16 protein-coding genes are annotated in these 15,508 nt (G+C 43.7%); 8 read left to right on the top strand and 8 right to left on the bottom strand.

Annotation, left to right across the window (positions count from 1 at the left end; genetic code table 11):
* Positions 1-5: 5 nt before the first annotated feature.
* Complete coding sequence (locus K5Q73_RS16540) at positions 6-899, bottom strand: LysR family transcriptional regulator (RefSeq protein ID WP_220759525.1); 894 nt, start codon at positions 897-899, stop codon at positions 6-8.
* 409 nt (positions 900-1,308) lie between these two features.
* Between K5Q73_RS16540 and K5Q73_RS16535 the strand changes: the two genes are divergently transcribed.
* Together K5Q73_RS16535 and galK are read left to right on the top strand one after the other, a co-directional pair.
* Positions 1,309-2,373, top strand: a complete 1,065-nt coding sequence (locus K5Q73_RS16535) for a UDP-glucose--hexose-1-phosphate uridylyltransferase (protein WP_374706869.1) — start codon at positions 1,309-1,311, stop codon at positions 2,371-2,373.
* Positions 2,373-3,581: a galactokinase gene (gene galK, locus K5Q73_RS16530; protein WP_220759527.1), complete on the top strand. Its 1,209-nt coding sequence runs from the start codon at positions 2,373-2,375 to the stop codon at positions 3,579-3,581. Before K5Q73_RS16535 ends, galK begins: the two co-directional genes overlap by 1 nt.
* A 42-nt stretch (positions 3,582-3,623) precedes the next feature.
* Here the strand turns inward: galK and K5Q73_RS16525 are convergent, their stop codons facing one another.
* Together K5Q73_RS16525 and K5Q73_RS16520 are read right to left on the bottom strand one after the other, a co-directional pair.
* A complete protein-coding gene (locus K5Q73_RS16525; protein WP_220759528.1) occupies positions 3,624-3,818 on the bottom strand; it encodes a DUF4250 domain-containing protein in 195 nt (64 codons plus the stop codon).
* Between the two features lie 264 nt (positions 3,819-4,082).
* Positions 4,083-5,384 (bottom strand): alpha/beta fold hydrolase, encoded by a 1,302-nt coding sequence (locus K5Q73_RS16520; RefSeq protein ID WP_220759529.1) that lies wholly within the window; start codon positions 5,382-5,384, stop codon positions 4,083-4,085.
* A 304-nt stretch (positions 5,385-5,688) separates the two neighbouring features.
* Between K5Q73_RS16520 and K5Q73_RS16515 the strand changes: the two genes are divergently transcribed.
* From K5Q73_RS16515 to K5Q73_RS16505, 3 genes are all read left to right on the top strand, one after another.
* Complete coding sequence (locus K5Q73_RS16515) at positions 5,689-6,333, top strand: MBL fold metallo-hydrolase (RefSeq protein WP_220759530.1); 645 nt, start codon at positions 5,689-5,691, stop codon at positions 6,331-6,333.
* A gap of 401 nt (positions 6,334-6,734) precedes the next feature.
* A complete protein-coding gene (locus K5Q73_RS16510; protein WP_220759531.1) occupies positions 6,735-7,223 on the top strand; it encodes a DUF1097 domain-containing protein in 489 nt (162 codons plus the stop codon).
* Between the two features lie 270 nt (positions 7,224-7,493).
* A complete protein-coding gene (locus tag K5Q73_RS16505) occupies positions 7,494-8,942 on the top strand; it encodes a methyl-accepting chemotaxis protein (protein WP_220759532.1) in 1,449 nt (482 codons plus the stop codon).
* Between the two features lie 103 nt (positions 8,943-9,045).
* On the opposite strand, the gene xthA is transcribed toward K5Q73_RS16505, so the two are convergent.
* The 4 genes from xthA to K5Q73_RS16485 form a co-directional block, all read right to left on the bottom strand.
* Entirely contained in the window at positions 9,046-9,852 is an 807-nt protein-coding gene (xthA, locus tag K5Q73_RS16500) for an exodeoxyribonuclease III (protein ID WP_220759533.1), read from the bottom strand.
* A gap of 17 nt (positions 9,853-9,869) precedes the next feature.
* On the bottom strand, positions 9,870-10,169 hold the full coding sequence (locus K5Q73_RS16495) for a YciI family protein (protein ID WP_220759534.1): 300 nt from the start codon (positions 10,167-10,169) through the stop codon (positions 9,870-9,872).
* Positions 10,169-10,714: a septation protein A gene (locus K5Q73_RS16490; RefSeq protein WP_220759535.1), complete on the bottom strand. Its 546-nt coding sequence runs from the start codon at positions 10,712-10,714 to the stop codon at positions 10,169-10,171. The genes K5Q73_RS16495 and K5Q73_RS16490 overlap by 1 nt, the downstream gene beginning before the upstream one ends.
* A gap of 301 nt (positions 10,715-11,015) precedes the next feature.
* A complete protein-coding gene (locus K5Q73_RS16485; RefSeq protein ID WP_220759536.1) occupies positions 11,016-11,384 on the bottom strand; it encodes a hypothetical protein in 369 nt (122 codons plus the stop codon).
* Between the two features lie 214 nt (positions 11,385-11,598).
* Here K5Q73_RS16485 and K5Q73_RS16480 point away from each other — a divergent pair, with 214 nt between their 5' ends.
* Positions 11,599-12,036 (top strand): energy transducer TonB, encoded by a 438-nt coding sequence (locus K5Q73_RS16480; RefSeq protein ID WP_220759537.1) that lies wholly within the window; start codon positions 11,599-11,601, stop codon positions 12,034-12,036.
* A gap of 57 nt (positions 12,037-12,093) precedes the next feature.
* Here K5Q73_RS16480 and K5Q73_RS16475 read toward each other — a convergent pair whose 3' ends face one another.
* The gene (locus tag K5Q73_RS16475) at positions 12,094-13,497 is read right to left on the bottom strand and encodes a multiheme c-type cytochrome (protein ID WP_220759538.1); all 1,404 of its coding nucleotides are present in this window, start codon (positions 13,495-13,497) and stop codon (positions 12,094-12,096) included.
* Positions 13,498-13,927: 430 nt separating this feature from the next.
* On the opposite strand from K5Q73_RS16475, the gene K5Q73_RS16470 reads away from it, so the two are divergent.
* Positions 13,928-14,806, top strand: coding sequence for a PHP domain-containing protein (locus tag K5Q73_RS16470; RefSeq protein WP_374706870.1), 879 nt, complete (start codon positions 13,928-13,930; stop codon positions 14,804-14,806).
* A complete protein-coding gene (locus K5Q73_RS16465) occupies positions 14,803-15,423 on the top strand; it encodes an L-threonylcarbamoyladenylate synthase (RefSeq protein WP_220759540.1) in 621 nt (206 codons plus the stop codon). Before K5Q73_RS16470 ends, K5Q73_RS16465 begins: the two co-directional genes overlap by 4 nt.
* The last annotated feature ends 85 nt before the right edge of the window (positions 15,424-15,508 follow it).

Genomic DNA, 15,508 nt, shown 5'->3' with positions numbered 1-15,508 from the left:
CAAGTTTAACGACTCGGCAGACAAGCTTTAAGACTTTTTTGTAAAACTTGATACCTTTCTGGCAGTTGACGGTTCCGTTTGCGTACCAGATATATTTGCTCGGTGACCTGACTTTTCGGTTGGTGGATATATAGATTCTTTTTATCTACGAAGCTATCAAACGCACTTTTAGGTAACACGGTAAAGCCAATACCAAGTGAAACAGGCAACAGAATCTGGCTTAGCTGATTGACGTAACTCGCAGTGGGTATTTTATCCACACTAACCTCTGTCAATTCTGCTTGGTTACATTGTTCCAAATATAATGATAAATAGTGAGTAAAATCAGGATGTTTGACCGCACCGGATTGGGTTAACGTTTGGCTAGTGACGACTTTGTCTTGATAGCTTTTATGCATAATAAGACATAAAGGTTCATAACCTATAGGTTCAACAATTAATTCACTCGCACTAGGCTTATGACTTACCAATCCAATATCAATGCTAGTGTCAGAAATATCCTTCAATATTTTATAGTTAGGCGCAGCTTCTAGATGGAAAGATAGTGAAGGGTGCTGCTGCTGTAGTTTAAGTAACTCTGGGTAATACAAAAGAGCTAAAGCGCCTGAACAAGATAAACGGCATTGACCTGAATAAGGATCATCAAAGCTGAGACTTTCTATTAGCTGGGTTTCTTGCACAGCCATCCGTTGAGCGTAACCGTAGACCTGCCTGCCTTGTTCGGTAATTTCAAATTGCTTATTAATACGCTTAATAAGCGAATGACCGCAGGCCTGCTCGAGCTTTTTGATATGCTGGCTCACACCCGGTTGAGTCATATGCAGCTTTTCTGCTGTTTGAGTGAAATGGCCAGTCTCGATAAGCGTTGTAAAGGTCTTTAACCAAATTGGGTTGAGCATAAAATTCTCTGGGCTTGCAGTCCTAAAATAGATAATAACAAAAAATTATTAATAAAATAGAATATCATAATTATTTATTCGTGTTCGTTTTTGTACCGAGTATAAAGTGCCATCGAAAGCAAACATCTTAGGCTAACGACAGGCTTGATCTGGCTAAAGTCAAACTTTACATCTGAACATTAGCCCCTAATGCCTTAGCAAAGCACATTTTGCATATTGGTATGTTGGTTTTTTCTATTTGGCATTGCTTGAGTGGTTTTGATGATAGTTTAGCGGGAGAGATTAGGATGAGAATTTAGGGTGGGAGTTTATGGTGAGAGTTTTATAGGAATTAAAAGCACCTTTTCAGGAATGACTGTTAGGCTCAACTAGCTGAGCATACGGGGTATTCATACTCAGCCTATCAATTATGGTCATGACGCAAATAACTGATGTAAATTTCGATCCCAGTGAGCACTCTCATCGACGCTATAACCCATTAACGTCTGAGTGGGTATTACTCGCTCCCCATAGGGCAAAGCGTCCGTGGCAGGGGCAGGTCGAAGCAGCAGACACCTCTCACTCACCTAGCCATGATAGCAGTTGTTTTTTATGTGCGGGTAACACGCGGGTAAACGGCGAGACTAATCCAGACTATCAATCCACTTTTGTATTTAAAAATGATTTCTCAGCTTTAGTTCCTGATACGCCAGTGTCGAGTGATGACGATCCATTATTTAGATTTAGTACCGAAAGAGGCGAAAGCCGAGTGATCTGCTTCTCCCCCGATCACTCCAAGACGTTACCTTTATTGTCTGTAGCTGAAATAGAGCAGGTGGTTAACACATGGCGAGAACAGAGTGCTGAGCTTGGACGTGATTATTCTTGGGTACAGATTTTTGAGAACAAAGGGGCGGCTATGGGGTGTTCTAACCCTCACCCCCATGGGCAGGTTTGGGCGCAGCAACAACTGCCAAGTTTAGTTGATATTAAGCAAGGTAACTTACTGGCTTACAGCCAAACCCACGGCAGTAACTTACTCGCAGATTACGTGGATAAAGAGCTGGAGCGCCAAGAGCGCATAGTTGTATGTAATGATGACTGGCTGGTGGTAGTACCTTACTGGGCTGCCTGGCCCTTTGAAACCTTGCTGCTACCCCGCTTTGAGATCCAGCGTATGACAGATTTAACTCAAGCAACTCAAAGGTCGTTAGCGGAGATCCTAAAGCAGCTAACGACCAGTTATGACAATTTATTTCAGTGCTCATTCCCTTACTCTATGGGCTGGCAAGGTGCGCCTTATGATGGGCTTAAGCACAGTGAATGGCGCTTACATGCTCATTTTTATCCACCATTACTACGTAGTGCTAGCGTTAAGAAGTTTATGGTCGGTTATGAAATGCTGGCTGAAACGCAGCGAGATATTACGCCGGAGCAGGCCGCTATGCGTCTGCGAGATGCCCGCGGTATTCATTACAAGTTGGAGCAAGAGTGATGGATGAACTGACAATATGTGAAAGGTTCAAGCAGCTCTATCAGCTTGAGGCTGACATAGTGGCCTATGCTCCAGGCCGGGTAAATATTATTGGTGATCATACCGATTATAATGATGGCTTTGTATTGCCCGCCGCCATTGATATGGGTACCTATGTTGTGGCACGAAAGCGTGATGATCTTTGTATTAATGTGATTGCCAGTGATCTCAATAACGCAAGAGTCAGCTTTAGCCTAGAGTCTATTAACTTCGATGAGCGAGTTGGTTGGAGCCACTACGTTAAAGGCGTCATACAATCCATATTAAGTCACTTTGATTCACTTGACGACTCTTCTAAGACACCTTTTGAAAACCCTTTTAACGAGTCAATTGATAGCGCCGACTCGATGCAAGGCTGCGATCTATTGATCAGCGGCAACATTCCACAGGGAGCAGGGTTAAGCTCATCGGCTTCTCTCGAAATCGCGCTGATTAAAGCCATTAGTCAGCTTTATAAGCTACCAATGGATGGTATTGGCGCAGCATTGATTGGTCAGCAAGCCGAGAACGTCTACGTAGGTTGTAACTGCGGCATTATGGATCAGCTTATTTCAGCATTGGGCCAAGATAAACAAGCCATGCTTCTCGATTGTAATGACTTAAGTTATCGCTACGTAACCTTAGATAAATCATTACAAGTGCTGGTGATTAATTCCAATGTGCAACGCCAACTAGTGGGGAGCGAATACAACGATAGGCGTGAGCAGTGTAGTCAAGCGGCGCAGTTTTTTAATCAATCTTCGCTACGTCATGTCAGCATGCAAGACCTAGAGGCGGCAAAAGGGGATCTACCAGAACTGTTATTTAAGCGTGCACGACATGTGATCCAAGAAAGCAGCCGAACCTTACAGGCATTTGAAGCGTTAACCTTAGGCGATATCGCTAAGATGAGTCAGTTAATGCATGACTCCCATGCTTCACTTAGAGATGATTTTGAGGTGACAACAGTAGAGGTCGATTATCTGGTTAACTGTGTATCTAAGGTTATTGGCAGCAATGGCGGGGTGAGAATGACAGGCGGCGGATTTGGCGGATGTATTATCGCTTTGGTACCCCATGGACTGGTTGATGCTGTAAAGACTGTGGTTGAGCGTGATTACCTGAGAGAAACCGGGCTTAAGGCAGATATATATACTTGCTCGGTTAAAGCGGGCGCCTTTAGTTTTTAGGGAATTAGTGCATAAAGCGTTAATGGGGTAAGTGTTTTTGTGTTAGCGAGGCTTATATTGGTTGCAGCTTGGATCATACTCAAATCCGCTAGCAGCCAATTTTTGCTCCAATAACTCACTTGAGATATCTAAATCATAGAACAACGCCTGTTGATCCTTACAGTTTAAACGCAGGTGCTCATTGGCAATGCCGACTAAAATTTCGCCGGGTAGACTGTCGAGTCGATTACTCTTCATCAATATCTCCTTAAGTTAATAATGCGTTCTAAGAATGACTAGCTTTAAGGGCAATGGCTTAAAGAGATTCTTTCAAAGCGGCTCTTTAAAAGCGACTCTTTAAAAACGATTATAAAAAGTATGAGTGGTAAATCGTGGAATTTCCAATACAGATATTGAGGGGGATTTTAGAGCAAAAAAAAGCAAGCCTTGATAAGGCTTGCGAAAGTGATACAGGTGAGGAACAGATTACATAATGTCCTATCAAGCTTAAGAGTTTATTAATTAACGCAGCTTTTCCCCGCGATTAATTGCAATTAATCTATCTAAAATATGCTCGCCATCCATGCGGATCCCGTTATGTTCATACTCGGAGGTTAACCAGTATTTGAGCTTGCCGACTTGTGCCACAGTTTCTAGGCTGTACTGCATCTCAACGAACATATCTTCACTGTATATTGCAGCAGCGACAGGCACCTGATTGTTGGCAAGTTTGTCGACTTGATATAGCTGAGGCCAGTCTTGTTTCTCCGCTAGTGTCTGTGCAGCTTGCTTTAGCGGTTTAAGGTTATTAAACTGCTCGAACATCCACGGGTAGACCATTTCACCGGTAAACAGGAATGGCTTATCGGCTTGATAGTTAAACTCAGAAAACTGCTGCCTAACGCGATGTGCAGCCCAGTTAGACGCCGATTGTTGGCAGTAGATAGACTCATGCAGCATGGCGAATATTGGGTTAGTATTGAAATCGAGCAGTTGGCAAAAGTGCGCCAAGAAAAGAGGGTTAACTTGAGTACCGGACGCCGTTTCGATTAGTGCTTGTTCTAGAAGGTAATAGACGCTTTCTGGACCTTGCTCCATACCTATATTGATCCCAAGCAGCTGTAGCATCTCAACGGTTAAGCGCTCGCCAGTGGCAAGTATCACTTCGTTGCTTTGGATATGGCTTGCTAATGCTTTAACTAAATCATGAGCATCACTAAAACGGTTAAAAAAGTCTTGGTTCTTTGCCAGTACACGTTGGTAAGTTGCTTGATATACATCATCGGCGCTGCGGGTTAGTGACGGAATGCCTCCGGTAATATAGGCTTCAGCAAGTCCTTCAGGCGCATCATTTAAGTATTTGAGTACGCAAAAACCACCAAAGCTTTGTCCAAGAATGGTCCACTTTTCATCGTTAGTGAGCTGTTTACGAATAGACTCGGCATCACGAATGATATTATCAGCTCTAAAGTGGCTTAGGTATTCGGCTTGCTTGCTGGCAGATAAGTGCGCCAAACTGGCAAAATTCACCGGCGTTGACAGTCCTGTGCCGCGTTGATCGAGTAGCAATACTCGATACTCTTTGAGGGCACGCTTTATCCAGCCCCCGTTTGCGGCAGGGCGGACCGCTCCAAATCCTGGGCCACCTTGAAAGAACACAATAAAAGGTAAGGCCTTATGTTGATTTTCAGGACTTGAGATCTCACGTGCTAATACCGAAATGTGCTCGCCATCTGGCTGTTGATAATCAAGGGGTAAACTAAATTGGTGCTTACGGGCAATCATGCCAGAAAAGGTGAGTGATGCAGAAAATTCAGAAGTCATAGAGTCGACCTTTTATTAGGAGTTCTTGTTAGGTTGCAACTTAAGGTTGCGACATCAAACGGGTAAATGCGTACCAGAATGACAGCAAATGAATAACGACGATTCTATAACAATTTTTATAAGCAATGCAGTGTTTATGCTGGTGGAAAGCTATCGCTACAAACCAAGATGGGGCTAGGCAAAAATATAATGCAGATTTTGTGAGCGTTAGATCAAATTATCCTAATTATAGATAGTCGAAGCGGCCAACATGGCGTAATCTTTATCCATTCACAGCGAAATATAGAGCCATAGGTGATTATCGATGAAGTATCAGTTAATACCCGTCACCCCATTCCAGCAAAATTGTAGTTTAATCTGGTGCGAACAAACCATGAAAGCGGCGGTAGTCGACCCAGGTGGTAATATCGAGCGTATTCTAGAAGAAGCTGCCAAAAATAACGTGGTGGTGGAAAAAGTATTACTGACGCACGGTCATATCGATCATGTTGGTGCGGCGAAATCATTAGCCGAGCAAGTCAATGTACCCATTGTAGGCCCTCATAAAGCCGATGAATATTGGCTCGTTAGCTTACCAAAGCAGAGTCAGCATTTTGGTTTTGTGCATTGTGACGCATTTGCGCCAACACAATACCTTGAAGATGGTGATGAAGTTACAGTCGGTAATCAAGTTTTGAAGGTGCTGCATTGCCCTGGTCATACTCCTGGCCACGTAGTGTTTTTTGCTCCATCGGCAAAGTTAGCTTGGGTAGGTGATGTGCTGTTTAGAGGCTCGATCGGTCGAACCGATTTCCCATTATCGAATCATCAAGATTTAATTGACTCTATCACCCAAAAGCTTTGGCCATTAGGCAGTGATGTTCAGTTTATCCCGGGTCACGGTCCACTATCGACCTTTGGCGATGAGCGAGTACAAAATCCTTTCGTAGCGGATCAACTTTTTAGCTAGTCAGTCGCTTATTTAAGCTCGCTGTAACAGCTTTTGTAAGGTTGGCTCTAAAAAAAAATACCTTTAACAGCCTTTTCGCAATGTGAAGAGGCTGTTTTATATTAAAGCGCCGGCTACTCATTACTTTTTAACCCTTTCATTTACACATACTGCACCAAGCTAAAGCTGCACCGCATACACAAAGCTATCGGCTAGGAATGAACGACACTCCCTTCGATTTCACTTTCTGTTAGCGATAATTCTGTTTTTTTACTACAAAAATAGCCGTTTTGTGCGATTTCTCGGCAATCGAGGCCGATAATTGGCTTTAGATCGTGTTTTTTTACATATAAAAAAGGTAATTTAGCTCTCCTGATACTAACTCACTTGCTGTAAGTGAGTTACCGGTAAAGAGGTAAGCTATGGAAAATCGTTGGCAGATTGCTATTTCAGCTGGATTACTCGCTGCAGTATGGGCCGGTGTTGCCGATGCACTTCATCTTGTGACATGGATAGGTTTTCTAAGCTGTAGCACTTTCTTTGCCCAAACCCATTCGGGTATAAAGGGCATGTTGATGGCGATGACGACTAACCTGTCAGGAGTGTTCTGGGGTTGGTTAATCATATCGGGTAGCAGCTTTTTTGTATCGCCAGTGATGGGGTATACCTTTACCGGTATTGCAACAGCAGCAATGTGCTTACAAGCGAGTTACCAGAAACTGGCATTTATTCCAGGTGCCTTTATTGGTTGCTGTATTACATTTGCAATGGGCGGTGATATCGTGGCGATCCTTCCGCCACTGTTAATTGGAGCCGTGCTTGGGTATAGCATGAGCTTACTGACGGGGCAGTTGATTAATCTTACTCAAAAAATGCAGGGAAATTTAGGATCTGAGGTTAAAGAGTCATAGTTTGTTTTATCACTCTTTATTTATATAACCGAGTTTTCAAATCAGTTTTTTAAACCGGTATTTTTAACTAAGTATAAGTTTAATCCGGTGTGTTTTTTATAATAAATAGTTACGCATGCCTGCTACACCTCTGCACTCAAGTTAGGGCTAACCTCAGGCTAATCCCTGATAAAAGTCTGAGCTAACTTATTCCTTAGGCCTAAGGAATAAGCTTAGGCTTTGGTGAGAGCCAAAGTAGTATGCGTAAGGCTAAGCCAAGGAAAAATAATAATGAAACAGATTAGTTTTCGTAAAGTCGATGCTGTACTAATCAAACTTAGCTTGAATGGAAAATTTTGGGTGATTTGTACCATGGTGACAATGATCACCGCCGCTATCGCCACGCTCAATTACAATCATACTCAATCGTTAATTGAATCCTCCTCTTTAAATCGTGCTCAGTCGAGTATTGATGCCTATGCCGCTATCGCTAGATCTCAAGCCTTGACTGGAAGCGCCCTGACCGAGTTTGCTCAACAAGCCGAATTGAGAGTTTCTGGCAGCTTGATTACCGAGCGCCGTAATGACTTACAAACTGTGAGTGCTCAAGTTGGTGATAATGCTTTAACAGCTCAAGTTGATGTAACGAGTTGGGAGCAAGAGGGGCTGGCTCATGCTAATAAAATGCTGTTGTTAGCCTTTGCCGGGTTATTGCCTTTGTTCTTGATAAGTTACTGGGTGTCGACTTCACTCGGTGGCGGCTTATGGGATATGTATATGGCCATTAAGCGTCTGGCTGACGGTGATTTAAGCCAAAGGCTTAACTTCTTTGGTAAAGACGATTTTAGCCTTATTGCCCGTGAAATTGACCGTAGCGCAGATAATATGAGTGAGATGGTGCAGGCGATAAATCGCAATGCACAGACCCTAAATGAGGCGGCGGATGAGTTTACTCAGCAAGCGGGACATAGCGTAGAACTCACCGATTATCAGCATCAATTTCTTGATACGGTTGCGGTCGCCATGGCGCAAATGACGGCAGCGGTGGAAGAAGTCTCACATAGCGCGTCTAATACCTCCGAGCAGACCCAGCAAAATGCGGCGCAGGCAGCCAATAGTCAGACATTAATTACTGAAGCAGTTGCGCGTATTGCGGTGCTAAGTACCAAAATCTCTGAAGCTTCAGTATCGGTGCAAGATCTTTCTCAAGCAGCGTCAGATATTGGCGCGGTAGTGACAACCATTAACAGTATTTCGGAGCAGACCAACTTGCTAGCCCTTAACGCAGCAATTGAGGCCGCTCGTGCAGGAGAGCAGGGCAGAGGCTTTGCCGTTGTCGCCGATGAGGTGAGAACGCTTGCGAGCCGAACCCAGCAAGCGACAGTTGAGATCCAATCTATGATTGAAGGGTTACAATTAGGCACTGGCAAGCTATCTGGCATAACTAATGAGATAGTATCTCAAGCAGACAAGGGCAGAGCGGCTATCGAGTCAGTCGGCCAAGATGTGGAGAGCATGTCAGAGTCTATTAGCATAGTGTTTGATATGAGCTCTCAGATAGCGGCATCATCGGAGGAGCAAAGTGCGGCTTCACGTGAAATTGCAACTCAGTTGAATGATATTCGTGCCCAGGCTGAAACGATTAAACAAACGGCTCAAAGCTCGAGGGATCTAGCGACTAATTTGACTGATTCTTCCAGAGGTTTAGAGCAGATCCTAGGCCAATATAAGCTCAGTTAGTTTAAGACTGTTTTCGACTTAGTCGATAATGAAAAAATGCCAGCAATTGCTGGCATTTTTTATAGCGGCTCGTTTTGAATGAGCTAACTCGAAATCAGCTTAACTAGCTGAATGTGCTCCAAATCGGCGCATGATCTGATGGCTTGTCGATGCCACGTAGATCATAATCAACATCCGACTCGACGAGCCTCTCAGCCAATGACTTGGTAGCCAAGACAACATCAATACGTAGGCCGCGGTTATCAACAAAGCCTTTGCTACGATAATCAAACCAAGAGTAGCGCTCAGTGCGCTCAGGGTGGAGTTCACGGAAAGTGTCGACTAGACCCCAGTCCATCAAGGTTTTTAGCCACTGCCGTTCTTCTGGCTGGAAGCTGCACTTGCCGGTCTTAAGCCAACGTTTAGCGTTAGGTTCACCAATACCTATATCTAAGTCCACTGGAGAGATGTTGATATCGCCGATGATTGCGATATCTTCGTCACTGCTGTGATACTCATTTAGGTAAAGCATCAAGTCTTTGTAGAACTTGCGCTTGGCTGGATACTTAGTCTCATGGCTGATGTTCTCACCTTGAGGGAAGTAGCCGTTAAGGACTGTCAGTGGGCGACCATTTGCCTGCATAAAGGTGCCCATGATCATCCGGCGCTGAGCGTCGTCTTCGTCAGTGGGGAAACCTTTTTGTACCTTAACAGGTTCAAGTTTAGACAGCATTGCAACGCCATAATGTGCCTTACCGCCATGGTAGTGCACCTTATAGCCCATAGCTTCTACATCAGCTAAAGGGAACGCTTCATCATGCACTTTTGTCTCTTGCAGGCCAATAACGTCTGGCTGATGACTATCGATAAGCGCTTGAAGCTGGTGCAATCTTGCTCGCAATCCATTGATATTAAATGAAACAATCTTCACTGCATGGTCCTTCTTAATTACGGTAATACTAGTTTGTAAGGCTTAACAATAACGCTTTCATATACGCCAGCAGCGATATAAGGGTCGGCATCAGCCCAGAGCTGTGCATCTTCAAGCGATGCGAAATCGGCAACAACTAATGAGCCTGTGAAGCCCGCTTCACCTGGGTTTTCACTGTCTATTGCTGGGTGAGGCCCGGCGATGAGCAGTCTGCCTTCATCGGCTAAAAGCTGTAGACGTGCTAAGTGATCGGCACGAACTGATAGACGTTTCTCTAGGCTATTTTCGATATCTTGCGATGAAATCATGTACCACATTATTTGAGTTCCTTACGATCTTCTTCAGACATGTTTTTAAACAGGTAAAGTACGGTTAAAACTGTGTTGATAAGCGTCAAGGCGGTTAAACCAAATACCTTAAAGTTAACCCAAGTTTCTTGAGATAAGCTAAAAGCGACGTAAATGTTGACTAGGCCGCAAACCACGAAAAAGCTGACCCAGTACCAAGTGACGCGTGCCCATATCTTATCTTCTACGACAAGTTCTTTGCCAAGCATGCTCTTGAGTATAGGTTTGTTCATTAATTGGCTAACACCTAGTGCGATGGCAAACAATGCATAAACGATGGTGACCTTCCATTTGATGAATGAGTCATCGTGTAGCACTAAGGTTAATGTGCCAAATACTGTCACCATTACGAATGTAATTAGGTGCATTTTCTCAAGCTTCTTATACAGCAGGTAACTGATGACAAGTTGCAGCGCTGTTGCTGCGATTAACGCACCGCTGGCAACGTAAATATCAAAGAATTTATAGACAGCAAAGAAGATAATAAGCGGTAAAAAGTCGAGCAACTGTTTCATAGGAGAATATTCAGTTTCAGAATTCAAAAAGTGGCACTGAGTGTAGCACGCAAGTATACATGGAAAAAGTGTAAGCCAATGGTAGCGGCTTAGATGAAAACAGGCGTTATTCGCTTTGTCATTTCGTTAAACTGAAATCTTGATTCCAATGATCTGTTTACATGATATCTGTTTACATTATACCTGTTTACATAAGAGCTAGACTGAAGGGGGGGGCTTGGAGGCCCGAAGCGATTAATTGTTGATGGCACAGTCTGTTACCGCTGTGCCTCTGTGCCTCTGTGCCTCTGTGCGATAGTGATTACTCGGCTAACCAATCATCAACCAGTTTTCGTTTCTTCTTTTTTAGATCATGTGAAACTTTGTCAGCAATTTCATCCCTAGGGTCAAGTTTGTCTTTTGCCACCTTTAGTTTATCTGAAGCCTTGTCTTCAATTTTATGTAACTGTTTCTCAGCATAATCCCCCTTTTTTACTGTACTGATATTTGCTTGTACCTTATCCAGTTTACGTTCAGCTTTTTTTACCTGCTTTTTATATTGTTTTTTGGTTTTATTGATATCTCTATTTAGATGCACCGCTTGCTTGACAATATTCTGGGCAAAAACAGGCGTGGTTGTGGCGAGCAACGTCGAGAGTAGGCTCAGGGTAATAATGAAGGTTATATACATAAGATTATTCAGTTATGGGAGTGAAGGGCATTATCTAAGCTGCAGCACAAAGTTTGAATACTGCAATAAGCATAGTGGTTATAAGCAGGGGTAATTAAACGAATAGGCTTATTATATTGTTACTATAAGTGCAAAATTCGTTTTGCTTAAGCACTTGCTTTAAACGGTTTCGGCCATTAAGTTTGCGAGTGCAATAATAAACAAAGGAATGTATATGAAAGTAATAGGATTAGCGATTTTGGTGCTGCTCTTCGTACCGCAAGTGAGTCAGGCTAAAAACATTTACGGTGAAGTTTTACTGACTGATCTCGAGCCGAAAACACAAAAGGTTTGGCATAGAGAAGGCAATAAGTCGCCCCACTATCCAGTTGCACTCGTTCAAGCAAAGTTGCAAGGATGTACCGTATTGTCTTTTGATATTTCAGAAGAGGGATACACTGAAAATGTAGAAGTCGTAAGTTCCATTCCGAATAAACACTTGGGAAAGTACACCAAAAAAGAGATCAAAGGTTGGCGTTGGCAGCAGTTAGAGCCACTGCAAAGCGCGAGCTCTGAAAAGAGAACTCTCAGATTTGATTATTGTCTTGGGCTAGAATCAGCTGAACAGTCTTTAGCGCAATGTCAGCAACAAGCACAATTAAATTGCGGCTAGTCTAAAGCACTCGCTCTTATCACCCCAAACATGGGTTTGGGGTGACAAACTTAATGATTACTTAAGCGCTAACCCTTGGTAAGTTTGGCTCAGGTTCACCATTTCAACCGATGGAACAATCACTTTCTTCTCTAGTAATAGATCCGCAACGCTTTGGTCGAACGAGCGGTAATGGAGCTTAGTCTCAACACTGTAATCAGTTACGCCTGCAGGCAGAGTGAATGGGTACTTAACGGTTTTCGAGCCTTTAGCTGGAATGGTGTTTTGTACCGAGAAACTGGCCACTCTCCATGGTTTGTGTTCAGACTTGCCATGAACATCAACAGCAGTGTCTTGGAAAATAACGGTACCTTCTGGTAACGCATTTTCAGCCGTTAATGTACCAGAACGTAAAAGCTCTTTGCCATTTACGTCACGAACGATAACTTCTAACCAGATCTGACGAATGAAGGTTAAGCTCGTAGGCAAGTCATGACCAGCGCGGCGGTTAAATACGGTAACTTCAAGTACCGGAGCATTTGCAGAACCTGTCACTTTAGCGTCAAGTGCTGCTGCAGATTTCAAGCGTTTAACCGCTTCATCAGCATGAGCTTGACCATTTTTAACACCTAACAGCGGAGCGATAACGGCATTACCACCCACAAAACCGTGGTCGTGCACTAAGCTACGAACTGGGCCGCCACGTGCAGCTTTGCCGCCTAAGCGGTGTTCTTCAAGCTTTTTAGCGGGTAGCATTTCGTCTGCAACGCGCATTGCTGTTTCAACTGGCACCATGTGACAGTCTTGGCACTGAATATCTGCTGCAGCGTAGGGTGACTTCTTCCACTCGTCATAAGTATGTTCTAGGGCAAAGTTGTCATGCACTGGGTTAAATACGTTGTGGCAGTTAGCGCAGAACTCAGACTTAGTGTGCAGCTCCGAGTATTCAGCCTTATGGCCGCGCGGCTTTGCATCATCAAATGGGCCACGTTTAACTTTATCATTAGCAATTTCAAGTGAAGCATTACCATGCTCACCCATAGCAGTATGCTGCATGTTGGTATCTACAACACTATGGCAGACTTCGCACGACACGCCTTGGTTAGCAATTGCTTGAGTGGTGAAACCACCAAACTTGCCTGACTCAGACTTAAACTCAACAGTTTGAGTAACAGTACCTAGTACAGTGTGGCAACCACCACAAAGGTTTTTAGCTGCGCCTTTGGTTTCTTTCTCACCCATAGCCCATTCAGCTTGGAACACTGGATCGATAAAGGCGATGGAGTGCATTGAACCCTGCCAGCCGTTCCATTGACGAGGGTGACAGCCTTTACAAGAGTTTGAGTCGCGCCATTGTTTTAACTCAGGCTTTTTATCACCTTCAACACTTAGGTACGACGGTGCAAATTTCATCTCTTTTTCGGCATGTGCTAGCAAAGGCATCGCGGCTATTAAAACTAATGCTAGGTATGTCTTTTTCATTATATTTTTTACTCGGTAACAAAGGGGAACATTCAATAGCCTCTGCGTAATAAGTCATTATTCGCAGGACTTGATATATGCCGTTCAGGCGCACGCATAATAAGTAATTCTTTGTAATCAGTCTGCCGTGAATCCGGCATAAACTTATTGAATTCACATGAATTTGTTGCGTTTGTTCAAGGAATTGAATAAATGAAATTACTTAATTAGTGAAGTGGATATGTAGGCTGTAGCTGATTGAAAACGGCCATTTAAAAAGCATGTTTCACTAGGCTTAATATTGTAAGTCTTATCTGTGGTAATGCTTTGTTTATCATTTTTTAGCGAGTTGATATTGCTTAAAAGCTGATATCAGTTCGAGCAGTGAACTAAGAGTAAATTGCTAAAAACCGGATTAAAATCACCTTTCATCGATAAACTCAAGTATCATATGCCCATGAACGATGAAAATATCACAGACTTTAAATTGGTTGATTTACATAGCCACACGACCGCATCCGACGGTCAACTTACCCCGTCACAACTCATTGACCGCGCAATAGGTAAAGGCGTGCAGGTGTTTGCCATTACCGATCATGACACCACCGATGGCCTTAAAGAAGCACATGAGTTTAATCAAGCTCATGAGACCCCACTAGAGCTGATTAATGGTGTTGAGATCTCTACTCGATGGAATAATTTCGATATTCATATCGTTGCGCTTAATCTTGATATCGATAATGTCGAGTTGGCCGCATTTTTAGTTAATCAACGTGAGTTACGATCGAGTCGAGCCAAAGAAATTGGCGAGCGACTAGCGAAGGCAGGTATCGAGGGCGCCTATGAAGGCGCTAAAGGCTTTGCTGGCGAGGCCGCTATTAGCCGTGGACACTATGCTCGTTGGTTAGCAGAGCAAGGTTACGCCACCACTACGGCCAATGTGTTTAAGAAATATTTGGCGCGAGGTAAGACTGGTTATGTTCCTAATAATTGGGGAGACATGACCAGTGCTATTGAAATTATCCATAAAGCGGGTGGTGTTGCTGTGCTTGCACATCCAAGCGGTTATAAGTTATCTGCAAAGTGGCTCAAGCGTTTAGTTCGCGAGTTTAAAGAGTCGGGCGGCGATGCGATGGAAGTGGTACTGGGTCAACAAACGATAGACGATCGTAATAACCTGATCTCGCTCAGCATTAATAACGGCCTGACTTGCTCGTTAGGTAGCGATTTTCATTTCCCGAGTAGCTGGATTGAGATCGGTAAAAATATGTTCCAACCCCAAGGAGTGGATTGGGTTTGGCAGTCAGATAAATGGAAGGTAGTACAATGAGTCAGTTTTTTTATATGCATGAGGAGAATCCTCAAGTACGCTTAATTAGCCAGGCCGTAAACGTGATTAAAACCGGCGGAGTAATTGTTTACCCGACCGATTCTGGCTATGCATTAGGCTGCTTGATTGGCGATAAAGATGCGATGAGTAAAATTGCTCGTATTAGACAGATCGACAACGACCATAACTTCTCGCTTATGTGCCGTGATCAGTCAGAACTTGCGACCTATGCCCGTGTCGATAATCAAGCTTATCGTTTGCTGAAGCAAAATACCCCAGGCGCCTATACGTTTATTTTTAAAGCTTCGAAAGAGGTCCCTAAGCGTTTGCAGAATCCGAAGAAAAAGACTATCGGTATTCGTGTGCCAGACAACGTGATTGCGTTGGCACTGTTAGAAGCCCTAGGCGAGCCTTTGATGTCTACCAGCCTTATATTACCAGGCCAGGAGTTTACTGAGTCTGATCCTGAGCACATTCGTGACATCCTTGAGCATCAAGTAGACTTGATTATTCATGGTGGTTACTTAGGTGAGAAACCAACAACAGTTATCGACCTTTCAGATGGCGAAATAGAAGTCATTCGTGAAGGTGCAGGTGACGTGACTCCCTTCCTCTAGAGCGCCCGCCGCTGTTATCAATAAATGGCAGCGGCAATAGCTTTAATCAAATAGCATTTACAGGTATAATCGCGCGTTTGCGAAA

It is taken from the genome of Shewanella sp. MBTL60-112-B2, assembly GCF_019655055.1.
In the GTDB taxonomy this organism is placed as follows: Bacteria; Pseudomonadota; Gammaproteobacteria; order Enterobacterales; family Shewanellaceae; genus Shewanella.
Note: the sequence above shows the minus strand (reverse complement) of the source record. Positions and strands in the feature narration are given on the sequence as shown.

Excerpts from the sequence above, each read along its gene's own strand:
- K5Q73_RS16540 (WP_220759525.1), bottom strand. The coding sequence starts at position 899 with ATGCTCAACCCAATTTGGTTAAAGACCTTTACAACGCTTATCGAGACT.
- K5Q73_RS16535 (WP_374706869.1), top strand. The coding sequence starts at position 1,309 with ATGGTCATGACGCAAATAACTGATGTAAATTTCGATCCCAGTGAGCAC.
- galK (WP_220759527.1), top strand. The coding sequence starts at position 2,373 with ATGGATGAACTGACAATATGTGAAAGGTTCAAGCAGCTCTATCAGCTT.
- K5Q73_RS16525 (WP_220759528.1), bottom strand. The coding sequence starts at position 3,818 with ATGAAGAGTAATCGACTCGACAGTCTACCCGGCGAAATTTTAGTCGGC.
- K5Q73_RS16520 (WP_220759529.1), bottom strand. The coding sequence starts at position 5,384 with ATGACTTCTGAATTTTCTGCATCACTCACCTTTTCTGGCATGATTGCC.
- K5Q73_RS16515 (WP_220759530.1), top strand. The coding sequence starts at position 5,689 with ATGAAGTATCAGTTAATACCCGTCACCCCATTCCAGCAAAATTGTAGT.
- K5Q73_RS16510 (WP_220759531.1), top strand. The coding sequence starts at position 6,735 with ATGGAAAATCGTTGGCAGATTGCTATTTCAGCTGGATTACTCGCTGCA.
- K5Q73_RS16505 (WP_220759532.1), top strand. The coding sequence starts at position 7,494 with ATGAAACAGATTAGTTTTCGTAAAGTCGATGCTGTACTAATCAAACTT.
- K5Q73_RS16495 (WP_220759534.1), bottom strand. The coding sequence starts at position 10,169 with ATGTGGTACATGATTTCATCGCAAGATATCGAAAATAGCCTAGAGAAA.
- K5Q73_RS16490 (WP_220759535.1), bottom strand. The coding sequence starts at position 10,714 with ATGAAACAGTTGCTCGACTTTTTACCGCTTATTATCTTCTTTGCTGTC.
- K5Q73_RS16485 (WP_220759536.1), bottom strand. The coding sequence starts at position 11,384 with ATGTATATAACCTTCATTATTACCCTGAGCCTACTCTCGACGTTGCTC.
- K5Q73_RS16480 (WP_220759537.1), top strand. The coding sequence starts at position 11,599 with ATGAAAGTAATAGGATTAGCGATTTTGGTGCTGCTCTTCGTACCGCAA.
- K5Q73_RS16475 (WP_220759538.1), bottom strand. The coding sequence starts at position 13,497 with ATGAAAAAGACATACCTAGCATTAGTTTTAATAGCCGCGATGCCTTTG.
- K5Q73_RS16470 (WP_374706870.1), top strand. The coding sequence starts at position 13,928 with ATGCCCATGAACGATGAAAATATCACAGACTTTAAATTGGTTGATTTA.
- K5Q73_RS16465 (WP_220759540.1), top strand. The coding sequence starts at position 14,803 with ATGAGTCAGTTTTTTTATATGCATGAGGAGAATCCTCAAGTACGCTTA.